11 protein-coding genes are annotated in these 13,201 nt (G+C 60.1%); all 11 read left to right on the top strand.

Annotated elements, in window-relative coordinates; genetic code table 11:
- The coding region (locus tag WLY71_RS08635; protein ID WP_347803231.1) for a calcium-binding protein at positions 1 to 1,425 on the top strand (1,425 nt) is incomplete at its 5' end.
- Between the two features lie 293 nt (positions 1,426 to 1,718).
- Positions 1,719 to 2,492 (top strand): glucose-1-phosphate cytidylyltransferase, encoded by a 774-nt coding sequence (gene rfbF / locus WLY71_RS08640; RefSeq protein ID WP_347803232.1) that lies wholly within the window; start codon positions 1,719 to 1,721, stop codon positions 2,490 to 2,492.
- Positions 2,474 to 3,556 carry a CDP-glucose 4,6-dehydratase gene (rfbG, locus tag WLY71_RS08645; RefSeq protein ID WP_347803233.1) on the top strand — a complete coding sequence of 361 codons (1,083 nt, stop codon included), beginning with the start codon at positions 2,474 to 2,476 and terminating at the stop codon, positions 3,554 to 3,556. Before rfbF ends, rfbG begins: the two co-directional genes overlap by 19 nt.
- Positions 3,553 to 4,113, top strand: coding sequence for a dTDP-4-dehydrorhamnose 3,5-epimerase family protein (locus tag WLY71_RS08650; RefSeq protein ID WP_347803234.1), 561 nt, complete (start codon positions 3,553 to 3,555; stop codon positions 4,111 to 4,113). The genes rfbG and WLY71_RS08650 overlap by 4 nt, the downstream gene beginning before the upstream one ends.
- Positions 4,110 to 5,336, top strand: a complete 1,227-nt coding sequence (locus tag WLY71_RS08655; protein WP_347803235.1) for a methyltransferase domain-containing protein — start codon at positions 4,110 to 4,112, stop codon at positions 5,334 to 5,336. Before WLY71_RS08650 ends, WLY71_RS08655 begins: the two co-directional genes overlap by 4 nt.
- Positions 5,333 to 6,190, top strand: coding sequence for an NAD-dependent epimerase/dehydratase family protein (locus tag WLY71_RS08660; protein WP_347803236.1), 858 nt, complete (start codon positions 5,333 to 5,335; stop codon positions 6,188 to 6,190). Before WLY71_RS08655 ends, WLY71_RS08660 begins: the two co-directional genes overlap by 4 nt.
- Positions 6,180 to 7,250: a class I SAM-dependent methyltransferase gene (locus WLY71_RS08665; RefSeq protein WP_347803237.1), complete on the top strand. Its 1,071-nt coding sequence runs from the start codon at positions 6,180 to 6,182 to the stop codon at positions 7,248 to 7,250. Before WLY71_RS08660 ends, WLY71_RS08665 begins: the two co-directional genes overlap by 11 nt.
- A gap of 17 nt (positions 7,251 to 7,267) precedes the next feature.
- Entirely contained in the window at positions 7,268 to 8,005 is a 738-nt protein-coding gene (locus WLY71_RS08670) for a cephalosporin hydroxylase family protein (RefSeq protein ID WP_347803238.1), read from the top strand.
- Positions 8,006 to 8,056: 51 nt separating this feature from the next.
- Positions 8,057 to 10,993 (top strand): TIGR00180 family glycosyltransferase, encoded by a 2,937-nt coding sequence (locus tag WLY71_RS08675; RefSeq protein WP_347803239.1) that lies wholly within the window; start codon positions 8,057 to 8,059, stop codon positions 10,991 to 10,993.
- Positions 10,994 to 11,023: 30 nt separating this feature from the next.
- Positions 11,024 to 12,025, top strand: a complete 1,002-nt coding sequence (gene pseB / locus WLY71_RS08680) for a UDP-N-acetylglucosamine 4,6-dehydratase (inverting) (protein WP_347803240.1) — start codon at positions 11,024 to 11,026, stop codon at positions 12,023 to 12,025.
- Positions 12,022 to 13,185, top strand: a complete 1,164-nt coding sequence (gene pseC / locus WLY71_RS08685) for a UDP-4-amino-4,6-dideoxy-N-acetyl-beta-L-altrosamine transaminase (protein WP_347803241.1) — start codon at positions 12,022 to 12,024, stop codon at positions 13,183 to 13,185. Before pseB ends, pseC begins: the two co-directional genes overlap by 4 nt.
- Positions 13,186 to 13,201 lie beyond the last annotated feature (16 nt).

Raw genomic sequence — 13,201 nt, forward strand, 5'->3', positions numbered from 1 at the left:
GTGAAGGTTATTGAACAGGACAACGGTGGCTACGATGAGCTGCGCAGCAGTGCGCCGACGGCGACCCTGGACCCGTTCATTGAAAAGCTGACTTACACCGGCACCGGCAATTTCACCGGTTACGGTAATGCCATCGATAACCTCATCATCGGCGGTGCGGGTAACGATGTGCTTTATGGCGGTGGCGGCGCCGACCAGTTCATTGGGGGCGGCGGCATGGACGTCGTCTCTTATCTGAACGACAGCCCGGTCGCGGTCGCCATCAACCTGATGACGGGTAGTCACTCCGGCATTGCCGCCGGTGATACCTATGTCGGAATAGAGACTGTTCGCGGTACCAACCTGAACGACATCTTCTACGGCGGGGGCGCCGCCATGGGGCTGGATGGTGCCCTCGGGCAAGACCTGGCAAGTTACGAGCTGTCGGACAGCGCCGTGATCATCGACCTGACCAGCAATGTCAATACCGGTGATGCTGTAGGCGACACCTTCACCGGTATAGAGGTCTTCCAGGGCAGTAACTTCGATGACGCGATGTCAGGTTCTCGGTTTGGTGAAATTTTTATCGGCGGTGCCGGTGCAGATGTGATCGATGGCCGCGACGGTCAGGACAGTGCCTGGTACATCACCAGTGCAACAGGCGTCACGGTGAACTTGCAGACCAACGTCAACCAGGGCGGCGAAGCACAAGGTGACGTGCTGGTCAACATCGAGCGGCTGATGGGCAGTCACTTCAATGACACCTTGACGGGTGATGCCAACGCCAACTATCTGGAAGGCGGGGTGGGTGACGATGTCATCTACGGTGGCGACGGCAATGATTACATCTATGGCGGGCTGGTTTCCCCGATCGGGCCTTTCACCCTCGGTGGAGTGGCCAATGGGCCGCAGGCTGATACGTTGTATGGCGGCAATGGCAACGACACCATCGTCACCGCTGCCAATGACGAGGGTAGCCAGGCCTATGGTGAAGCGGGGGGCGACGTTATCACAGTGATTCATGGCATGGCCGACGGTGGGGACGGTGGCGACCTGCTGACCGGCACGGGCTCCGGTTTCTCGCTGTTTGGCGGTGCTGGCGATGACAAACTGGTGCTGCAAGCCAGCGGGTCGGCCTTTGGTGGCGAGGATGACGATACCTACAACGTCAACACCTCGGCGTTGGTGACGATCCAGGACGATGGCACCAGCCGCTCCGACAAAATAGTGCTGTCGTACATCAGCAGTGCCGAATTGCTGGTTGATCGTGTCGGTGATGACCTCTTTCTGCACAAGTGGCATTTCAATTCCGGGGAGGTTCCGGACAACGGCGTGCAGCTCGAGGACTGGTTTGCCGGCTCCAATACCATCGAGCAAGTCCAGACGGCGGACGGACAGATCATCAATCTGCCGGCCAACAGTGATGCGTTTGCCATGTTTGGATGATCCCGGAGTTCAATGCCTCGATCCTGAGTCCAGATTGAAGGCTTGATACGCCGCTGAAGGGGATGACTCTGGTTTCTGTTGACCGGGCTCATCTCCTTTTTCACGTCTGATTACGCCGACGACGCGGGGCCTGCCGAGCTGGCGCGTTTCCTGCAAGTCCCCTTCATATCGCCATAAAACGAGCGCTTGCGGCCGGTACGACAGCGCCTGACACGGCAGAGCGTTTTAGCCAGACAGCCCGCAAAAGCTTGAAATAGCTTGGCCGAGCTCTGTGAAGAACAAGAGGGGAGACGATGAAGGCAGTAATTCTGGCGGGTGGTCTGGGCACGCGCATCAGCGAAGAGTCGCACCTCAAGCCCAAGCCGATGATCGAGATCGGCGGCAAGCCAATTCTTTGGCACATCATGAAGCAGTATTCCGCCCACGGGATTCATGACTTCGTGATCTGCCTTGGCTACAAGGGCTACGCAATCAAGGACTTCTTCGCCAACTACTTCCTGCACACTTCCGACGTCACCTTCGACATGCGCAACAACCGTATGGACGTGCATCAGAACTACAGCGAACCGTGGAGCGTCACCCTCATCGACACCGGCGAGGAAACCATGACCGGTGGCCGCTTGCTGCGCGCCGGCCGTTACCTCAAGGATGAAGAGGCCTTCTGTTTTACCTACGGCGACGGCGTCTCCGATATCAATATCCGTCAACTGGTGGACTACCACATCGCCCACGGTCGTCTGGCGACCGTCACCGCCGTACAACCGCCGGGCCGTTACGGTGCCCTGGAGCGTCACGGCGATCAGGTGCTCGGTTTTACCGAGAAACCCCGTGGTGACGGTGGCTGGATCAATGGCGGTTTCTTTGTGCTTTCGCCGAAAGTGCTCTCGTACATTGGCGGTGATGACACCACTTGGGAAGTCGAGCCATTGGCCCGTCTGGCTCAGGACGAACAATTGAAAGCCTTCGAGCATGAAGGCTTCTGGCACCCGATGGACACTCTGCGCGACAAGAACTACCTCGAAGCGCTGTGGCAGAGCGGGGAGGCCCCATGGAAACAATGGGGCTGAGTACCGGATTCTGGCGCGGCAAACGCGTTCTGCTGACCGGCCATACCGGTTTCAAGGGCAGTTGGCTGACCCTGTGGCTGCAAAGCCTCGGTGCCGAGGTCAGCGGATTTTCGCTTGATCCATCGACCGAACCGAGCCTGTTCGAACTGGCCCGGGTACACGAGGGCATCAACGATCAGCGCGGCGACCTGCGTGATCTCGGCGCCTTGCTGGAACTGATCGCCGAAGCGCAGCCGGAAATCGTCCTGCACCTGGCGGCCCAGCCGCTGGTGCGCGAAGGCTATCGCGACCCACTGGGGACTTACTCCAGCAACGTCATGGGCACGCTCAATCTGCTCGAAGCGATCCGTCAGGTCGGGAGCGTACGAGCCTGCGTGTTGGTGACGACCGACAAGGTTTACGCGAACAAGGAATGGCTGTGGCCATACCGCGAAGATGAAGCCCTTGGCGGACATGATCCTTACAGCAGCAGCAAGGCCTGCTGCGAGTTGCTGGCCCAGTCCTATGCTGCTTCGTTTTTCCCGGCCGAGCGCTATGCCGAACACGGTCTGGCATTGGGCACGGCCCGGGCCGGCAATGTGCTGGGCGGTGGTGACTTCGCGCCGGAACGCTTGATCCCTGATGTGCTCAAGGCCTGGTCGGCGGATGAACCGGTGACCCTCCGTTACCCGCAAGCCGTACGCCCGTGGCAACACGCCCTGGAGCCATTGGCCGGTTACCTGCAATTGGCCGCCGGCCTCTATGAAAAAGGTCCCGAGTTTGCCGGCGCCTGGAACTTTGGCCCGAGCGAAGCCGACATGTGCAGCGTCGGCGAAGTGGTCGAACTGCTCGCCAACCGCTGGCCACAAGCGCGCGGGTTGCGCATCGAACCGAGCGATTTTCATGAGGCCGGTCTGTTGCGTCTGGACAGCAGCAGCGCCCGTCAACGGCTGGCCTGGAAGCCGCGCTGGTCGTTGCAGCAGTGCCTGACTCATACCCTCGATTGGCACCTGGCGTGGCAAAACGGCGACGACATGCGCGCCATTACATTGGGCCAGTTGAACCTGTACCGAGGCGCGCTGTGAGCGAGTTTCTGTTGAAGTCATTGCCGCTGGCCGGACTGTTCAGCGTGCAGCACAAACGCTTCGAAGATGAGCGCGGGCACTTCGCTCGGCTGTTCTGCGAAGGCAGCCTCAGCGCCTTCGGCCAGCCGTTTCATATCCGCCAGATCAACCATTCCTGCACCCGTGAGCGGGGCAGTGTGCGGGGTCTGCATTATCAGAGCGCCAGCGCCCCGGAAGCCAAGCTGATCACCTGCCTGCGCGGTGAAGTCTGGGATGTGGCGGTGGATTTGCGCCCTGACTCGGAGACCTTCCTGCACTGGCACGCCGAACACCTGCGGGCCGACGACGGCCGCAGCCTGTTGATCCCGGCCGGTTTTGCCCATGGTTTCCAGACCCTCACCGATGACGCCGAATTGCTTTACCTGCACAGCGCTGATTACACGCCTGCGCACGAGGGTGGTTTGTCGGTGAGCGATCCACGGCTGGCGATTGCCTGGCCGTTGCCTGTCAATAATCTGTCGGCCAGGGATTCCAGCCATCCCTTGCTCGATGAACACTTCGCTGGAGTGCGTGTATGAACTGCCGTGGTTGCGGAACTCCGCTGGCTTTGCCGCTGATTGATCTGGGCACTTCGCCGCCGTCCAACGCCTACGTGCGCGCCGATCAGCTGGAACAAGCCGAGCAATGGGTGCCGTTGAAGGTTGCGGTGTGTCAGCAGTGCTGGCTGGTGCAGACCGAGTATTACACCAGTGCCGACAGCCTGTTCGACGCCGAGTACGCTTATTTCAGTTCGTTTTCCAGCACCTGGCTGGCCCATGCCGAGCGCTATGTGGCCGAGATGGTCGAGCGTTTCGACCTGACGGCTGAAAGCCGCGTAGTGGAAATTGCCGCCAACGACGGTTACCTGTTGCAGTACGTGGCCGGGCGCGGCATCCCTTGTCTGGGCGTCGAGCCGACCCGCAGCACCGCGCAAGCCGCACGGGAAAAAGGCCTGGATATCCGCGAGCTGTTCTTCGGTCGCGACACCGCTTCGCAGCTGAACACCGAAGGCTGGGCCGCCGACCTGATGGCCGCCAACAACGTGTTGGCCCACGTGCCGGACATCAATGATTTCCTCGGTGGTTTCGCGACCTTGCTTAAGCCGACGGGCGTGGCGACGTTCGAGTTTCCGCAATTGCTGACGCTGATGGCCGGGCAGCAATTCGACACGCTGTATCACGAGCACTATTCCTACCTGTCCCTGACTGCCGTGCAGACGCTGTGCGAGCGCAATGGTCTGGAAGTGTTCGATGTCAGCCAGCTCTCGACCCACGGTGGTTCACTGCGCGTGTTCGTCCAGCGCGTCGACGGTGTGCGCCGCGAAGTCCAGCCAGCGGTTCAACAGCAACTGCAAGCCGAGCTCGATGCCGGTGTGAAAGACCCCGAGTACTACGCAACCCTCGCGCCCGCCGCCGAACGCATCAAACACGAACTGCTGCGCTTCCTGTTGCAGGCGAAAGCCGACGGCAAGCGTGTGGTCGGGTACGGCGCCGCCGCCAAGGGCAACACCTTGCTCAACTACGCCGGGGTCAAACCGGACTTGCTGGTCTGGGTCGCCGATGCCAACCCGCACAAGCAGGGCAAGTACCTGCCGGGCAGTCGCATTCCGATCGTTTCGCCGGCGCAGATCGACATCGAGAAACCGGATTACGTGCTGGTACTGCCGTGGAATTTGCTGCACGAAGTCAGTCAGCAACTGGCGCAGGTACGGCAGTGGGATGGCCGATTCGTGATCGCCGTGCCTGAGTTGACCGTACTGTGAAAGTACTCGTGACCGGTGCCACCGGATTCGTCGGCCGACATCTGGTCGCGGCCTTGCTCGCCCGTGGCTGCGAGGTCCGGGCCGTGGCGCGTAACGCCGAGACCGCTGCGCAACTGCCGTGGATCAACGCCGTGGAGTTCGTGGCGGCGGATATTCATGCCGCCGACCTGGACCTCGCCGCGCTGACCGATGGCGTCGATGCCTTGGCGCATCTTGCCTGGCCAGGATTGCCGAACTATCAGGCGCTGTTTCACTTCGAGCACAACCTGATGGCCGACTACCGGTTCATCAAGGACGCGGTCGAGGCGGGTGTGGCGCAGGTGCTGGTCACCGGGACGTGTTTCGAATACGGCATGCAGAGTGGGCCGCTCGATGAACAAAGTGTGCCGCAGCCGAGCAATCCTTACGGTTTGGCGAAAAACACCCTGCGCTTGTTCCTCGAAGTCCTGCAGCGCGAGAAGCCGTTCACCTTGCAATGGGCGCGGCTGTTTTACCTGCACGGCACCGGACAGAACCCCAACAGTTTGCTGGCGGCGCTGGACCGGGCGATCAATGCGGGGGACGACACGTTCAACATGTCGGCCGGTGAACAATTGCGCGATTACCTGGCGATCGATACGGCCGCTGGATACCTCGCGGCGATCCTGCAACAGCGGGACTTCAATGGCGTGATCAATTGTTCCAGCGGTCAGCCAGTTTCGGTCCGGGCGCTGGTCGAGCAGCGGCTGCGTGAACGTAACGCATCGATCAGTTTGAACCTCGGTCACTACCCATACCCGATCCATGAACCGATGGCGTTCTGGGGCGTGGCGGACCGCTTGCAACAGCTACTGGGAGCAGAGCATGAGGCATGAGTTGTATCGGGTCGCCGATCTGCCGGTGTTGCAGAATCGCACCTTCGCCGACCCGCAATCGGCCAGGGCTTCGGCCTCTGCCGACATGGTGTTGGTACAGGATGAGCAGAGCGGGTTGATCTTCAACCAGGCCTTCGATGCCGACTTGCTCAGCTACGACGCCGATTACCAGAACGAGCAGGCGCATTCGGGCCAGTTCCAGAAGCACCTGAGCGATGTCGAAGGGATCATTGCCCGGCACTTCAAGGGCCGGGAGCTAATCGAAGTCGGCTGCGGCAAAGGCTACTTCCTCGAGCTCTTGAAAGGCCTGGGCTATGCCATCACCGGCATCGACCCGGCCTACGAAGGCAACAATGTCGACGTGATCAAGGCCCCGTTCACTCGCGGGCTGGGTCTGGCGGCGGATGCCATCGTGCTGCGTCATGTGCTCGAACACATTCAGGATCCGGTGAGCTTCCTCGCCGAGATGGCCGAGGCCAATCAGGGCGGACAGATCTACGTCGAAGTTCCGTGCCTGGACTGGATCCTCGAACATCGCGCCTGGTTCGACCTGTTCTACGAGCACGTCAATTACTTCCGCCTCGACGACCTGCGCCGAATGTTCGGCACCGTGCATGAGGCCGGTCACCTGTTCGGTGGCCAGTACCTGTACATCGTTGCCGACCTTTCGACCTTGCGCCTGACCCCGGAGCAACCGGTACCGCGCCTGGACCTGCCCGAAGGTTTCACCGCCAGCCTCGACCGTGCCGTTCAGATCATTCAGGCCGCACCCGAACAAGGTTCGGCGATCTGGGGCGCGTCGTCCAAAGGCGTGATCTATTCGCTGTTTCTGCAACGGGCCGGTGTGGCGGTGGATCGTGTGGTGGATATCAATCCGGCCAAGCAGGGTCGTTATCTGCCGCTGAGCGGCGTGCGGGTGTCCTCTCCACAAGAGGCCATGGATGCTCTGCCCGAAGGCGCCCATCTGTTTGTGATGAACTCCAACTACCTCGAAGAGATCAAGCGGATGACCGGTGGACGCTACGTCTATCACGCCGTCGACAGCGCTTCGTTCCAGTGACCATTGAGAATTTTCAAATGACCGACAACAGCATCAACAAAGCCTTCGAAGCGGAATGCCGGGAACAGATCGCCCAGCAAGGTGACGACCAGAAACTCACCGGCTTGGCCCAGGAGTTCTTCAACGAATCGGCCAAGCACAAATACAGCTACCACTTCTCGTGGATGGGCCGTCCGATCATCCAGCTGCCGCAAGACATGATGGCCATGCAAGAGATCATCTGGCAGGTCAAACCGGACCTGGTGATCGAATGCGGTATCGCCCATGGCGGTTCGATCATCTACTACGCATCGCTGCTGGAGCTGCAAGGTCACGGTGAAGTGTTGGGCATCGACCTCGACATTCGTCCGCACAACCGCGAAGCCATCGAGAGCCATCCGATGAGCAAGCGCATTTCGATGATCGAGGGTTCGAGCATCGATCCGGCCATCGCCGAACAAGTGCGTGCCGCTGCCGAAGGCAAAAAAGTCATTCTGGTGCTCGACTCCAACCACACCCACGACCACGTACTCGAAGAGCTGCGCCTGTACGCGCCGTTGGTCTCGGTGGACAGCTACTGCGTGGTCATGGACACCGTGGTTGAAGACATGCCAGCCGACTTCTTCCCGGATCGTCCATGGGGCCCGGGCGACAACCCGAAAACTGCGGTATGGAAGTACCTGGAAGAGAACAAGGACTTTGAAATCGACCGGCAGATGCAAAACAAACTGCTGATCACCGTGGCGCCGGACGGCTATCTGCGTCGCGTTCGTTAATTAAAAGTGGTTTCAGGTTCTTGGCGATTGGTCGGTTGTGGGGATAGAAAGATGCAGGTTCAAAACAGTGCTAAAAACAACGTTGCACCGCTGAACGAGCGGTTTACGGTGGTGGTGATTTCCCACAACCGGAACGCGTTCCTGCGGCGCACCTTGCAGTACTACAGTAGCTATCCCTGCACGATTCTGGTTCTGGACTCGTCCGCTGAGGGTGACGAAAGCATGGCCCGGGACTTCCCGTCGGTCGACTATCGCCACTTGCCGCAATACACCTACAAGGGGCTGCAGGAAAAACTCACCTACGGCGTCAATCAGGTCACCACGCCTTACATGGTGTTCGCCGCCGATGACGACTTCCTGCTGCACCGCGCACTGACCGAGTCGGTGGAGTTTCTCGAAGCCAACCCCGACTACGGCCTGTGTCATGGCTACGGGATCATGTACCTGACTCGGGCCACTGAAGTGAACTACTTCCGTCGCGACCGCAAGGTTCATGAGGATTACAACTCGGAGCAGGCCGAAGACCGTGTGGTGCGGTTCATGGACAATTTTCTGCCGCCGTTCTATGCGGTCACCCGTACCGATCTGCTGCAACAGTGGTACAGCCTGCTGCCAGCAGGTACCGGTTTCGAATGGCAGGAAATCGGCCACACCTTCTACTTGCTGGCCTGCGCGAAGGCGCGGATCCTGCCGATTCCGTTCGCCGTGCGGGAAATGAACTATGGCGCCTCGGACCACAACACCAACGTGTTGACGGTGCTGACATTCAAAGATGCCAAAAGCGTTGCCGAGCGCGAGCAGTTTGCCGAATTCCTGGCCTCGATCCCGACGCCACTCAGCGACAACAAGGATCCGGCCCGGGTCAAACAAATCGCCCGGGACAGTTTTACCGCCATGGCCGATTGCCTGATCGAAGGTCGCTCGCTCAAAGGCACCATGATTATTCGCTCTGCATGGCGCGAGGCGGGGGAAGAGCCGATTCGTTCATTCGGCCCCGAGCAATTCGTCGAAATGCCGTTCTACAACAAACCGGTGTTCGATCTGCTGACCGAGTTCGAATTCCTGCTGCACGCCATGCCTGCCGGTCGCCTGCAACTTCAGGAACTGGAAGGCATCCTGCTCAAGCAGCATGAGTTGATGCGCGTTCACCCCAACGACACCGACCGCACCGTGCGTAGCCGGTTGTGGGAGGCCTTGAGCCTGAACGTGTTCAACCGCGCGGTGGTCAAGCGCCTGGCGGAGTCATTGAAAGACAGTGACGAGCCGCAAGAAGACCTCAAGCTGCAAGCCTGGGCCGAGCGACTGAACGCTTTACCGGGTCAGCAAGACCGCCGACTGTTCGAGAACATGCCATCCGGCCGCTTGCTGAACTGGCTCGAAGCGCGCAACCCGGATGCCGCGCAGCTCAAGGCGATCGCTGCACAGCTGGCCACGCATAATGGCGGTCCTCAGTTCGGCATCCTGTTGCTGGATCTGGATGCCGACATGGTCAAGTTGCAGGCGACCTTCGACAGTTTGGTCGGTGGCCACTGCAAGGCGTTCAACCTGGTGGTGTTCACCACAGGTGATTTACCGGCGACGACATCCGTGCGCGACACCGTGCACTTTGTCAAAGTCACCACAACCAATTATGTGGAGCGCATCAACCAGATCGTCGCCCAGTCCACCGCCGATTGGCTGTTGCTGGCCGAGTCCGGTGATCAGTTCACTGCCAGCGGTTTGCTGCGCGCTAGCCTTGAGCTGACCGGCGCCGAGGGCGTTCGTGCGGTGGCAATGGACGAGCTTCAGCGTCAGGCCAACGGTGCTCTGGCGGATGTATTCCGCCCCGGGGTCAACCTCGACCTGCTGCAAACCGTGCCGTCGCTGATGGCGCGCCACTGGTTGATCCAGCGTGATGTGTTGGCTCAGGCCAAAGGTTTCTCGACCGAGTACCCCCAGGCTCTGGAGTTCGATCTGTTGCTGCGCCTGATCGAGGACGGTGGCCTGGCAGGGCTGGCGCATCTGGCCGAACCCTTGCTGATTTGCAATGCCCCGGTAGAAGAATCCAGCGCTCAGGAACGTCAGGTGCTGACTCGGTCTCTGGCAGCGCGCGGCTATCGCGCTCAGGTCAGCTCGACGCTGCCGCTGACGTATCAGATCGACTATCAACACGCCGAACGGCCACTGGTGTCGATCATCCTCCAGAGCCAGGACAACCTTGAATCGCTGCAACGGGCGCTGGTCAGTGTGCTGCAACGTACCCGTTATCAGCGTCACGAAGTGCTGATTGCCGACAACCATAGCCAATCCGAAGAACTGGCAACCTGGCTGAGCAGCCTTGAAGGCAAGGGCGATCGTCTTCGTGTAGTGCGCAGCGGTCAGCGCCTGAGTGCTTCGGCGCTGAACAATGTTGCCTGTGCCGAGGCCAAGGGGAGCTACCTGGTGTTGCTGTCGGCAGAGTCTGAAGTGGTCAATGCCAATTGGCTCGACGCCATGCTCAACCAGGCCCAGCGTCCGGAAGTCGGCATCGTTGGCGCCAAACTGATGGACATTCGTGGCGTCACCACCCAGGCCGGTCTGGTCCTTGGTTTGAATGGCGAGATCGGCTCGGTCTTTGTCGATGAACGTAAGGACGCCAAGGGCTATATGAACGGCCATCAGGTCGAGCAGAACTATTCGGCGGTGTCCGGTGCCTGTCTGATGATTCGCAAGGACGTGTTCGAAGCGGTGGGCGGTCTGGACGAAGAGCATTTCGACGAAGCTTTTGGCGATATCGACCTGTGCCTGAAAGTCGCCGATGCCGGTTACCTGACTGTCTGGACGCCACAAGCGCAATTGCTGCACCCGGGCGTGCTGCCTGAGGCAACCCAGGCTCGTGCCGCTCTGCGCGACAAGTGGCAGGCACGCTTCGAACAGGACTCGGCCTACAACCAGAACCTGGCCTTGACCGGCAAGGGCTTTACTCTCAGCGAACCGACCAGCGTGAACTGGGCGCAGTTGCTCGCATAAGCCTGGCTGACAGGTAAAAGGACTCAAGGCATGTTCAACGGTAAATCGATTTTCATCTCCGGCGGCACCGGCTCGTTCGGGCGCAATTTCATCCGCCGGCTGCTGGAGCAATACCAGCCCAAGCGCGTGGTGGTGTTTTCCCGCGATGAGCTCAAGCAGTACGAGATGCAGCAGACGTTCAACGCGCCGTGCATGCGTTACTTCATCGGTGATGTGCGCGACGCCGACCGTTTGCGTCAGGCCATGCGCGGAATCGATTACGTGGTGCATGCCGCGGCCCTGAAACAAGTGCCGGCGGCGGAATACAACCCCACTGAATGCATTCGTACCAACGTCAACGGCGCGGAAAACATCATCGCCGCTGCCATCGACAACGGCGTGAAAAAAGTCGTCGCATTGTCTACTGACAAGGCCGCCAGCCCGATCAACCTGTACGGCGCGACCAAGCTGCTGTCGGACAAGCTGTTCGTGGCCGCCAACAACATTGCCGGCGAACAGCAGACTCGCTTTGCCGTGGTCCGCTACGGCAACGTCGCTGGCTCGCGCGGTTCGGTGGTGCCGTTCTTCAGCAAACTGATTGCCGAGGGCGCCCAGGAGCTGCCGATCACCGATGAGCGCATGACGCGTTTCTGGATCACCCTCGATCACGGTGTGAAGTTTGTGCTCGATAGTTTTGCCCGCATGCACGGTGGTGAAGTGTTTGTGCCGAAGATCCCGTCGATTCGCATCGTCGATCTGGCGCGGGGCATGGCTGAGCATTTGCCGCATAAAAACGTCGGTATTCGTCCAGGGGAAAAACTCCATGAGCTGATGGTCCCGCTGGATGACGCGCGTATGACCCTGGAGTTCGATGATCACTACACCATTCAGCCGTCGATCCGCTTCACCAGCGTCGACGTGGATTTTGCCGTCGACAAACTGGGCGAGCAGGGCAAGCCTGTGAGCGAGGATTTCGAGTACCGCTCCGACACCAACCCGCACTTCCTGTCGGTAGGCCAGATCGCAGATCTGCACGCGGAGCTGTCGGCATGATTCCCTACGGTCGGCAAAGCCTCGATCAGGCAGACATCGATGCGGTGGTCGCCGTGTTGCAGTCCGACTGGCTGACACAAGGGCCGACCATTGAACGCTTCGAACAGGCCATGGCCGAGCGTTGTCAGGCCGATTTTGCGGTGGCAGTGTGCAATGCCACGGCGGCGCTGCACATTGCCTGCCTGGCGGCAGGGCTTGGTCCGGGTGATCGCTTGTGGACGACGCCGAACACTTTTCTGGCGTCGGCCAACTGCGGCCGCTACTGCGGCGCTGACGTCGACTTCGTGGATATCGATCCGCTGACCTGGAACCTCGACGCCTACACCCTGGCGGCGAAGCTCGAAGCTGCCGAGCGCGAAGGCACGCTGCCGAAGGTTCTGGTGGCCGTGGCGTTTTCCGGTCAAAGCTGCGACATGCGCATGATCGCCGAGTTGGCCGAACGCTATGGCTTTACGGTGATCGAGGATGCGTCCCACGCGGTCGGCGCATCCTATGCCGGGCGTCCGGTGGGCTGCGGCGAATTTGCGGCGATGACGGTATTCAGTTTTCACCCGGTGAAGATCATCACCAGTGCCGAGGGCGGCATGGTCCTGACTAACCGCCCGGAACTGGCCGAACGCTTGCAGCGCTTGCGCAGCCACGGCATGACCCGCGATCCGCAGCAGATGACCGAATCCAGTCACGGTCCTTGGTACTACCAGCAAGTGGAATTGGGCTTCAACTACCGGATCACTGATCTGCAAGCGGCGCTCGGTCTGTCACAACTGAATAAGCTCGATGACTTCATCGAGCGTCGTCGCGAGCTGGCGGCGCGTTATGAGCGGTTGCTGGCGTACTTGCCGCTGACTTTGCCCAGCGCGCAGCCAGAGGCCGAGTCGGCGTGGCATCTGTACGTGGTGCGCTTGCAGCCGGAGCGGATCAACCTCAGCCATCGACAGGTGTTCGAAGGCTTGCGAGCGGCCGGGGTGGGTGTGAACCTGCACTATATTCCGCTGCACTTGCAGCCGTACTATCGCGACCTGGGTTTTGCCGAGGGGGATTTTCCCCAGGCCGAACGTTATTACGCCGAGGCCATCAGCCTGCCGCTGTTTCCTCTGCTGAGCGATGAACAACAGGACTACGTGGTCGAGCAATTGCGACGACTGATTCTTGAGGCATAGTGACTTGAGGAATAGT

This window comes from Pseudomonas rossensis (assembly GCF_039888995.1).
GTDB classification, from domain to species: domain Bacteria; phylum Pseudomonadota; class Gammaproteobacteria; order Pseudomonadales; family Pseudomonadaceae; genus Aquipseudomonas; species Aquipseudomonas rossensis.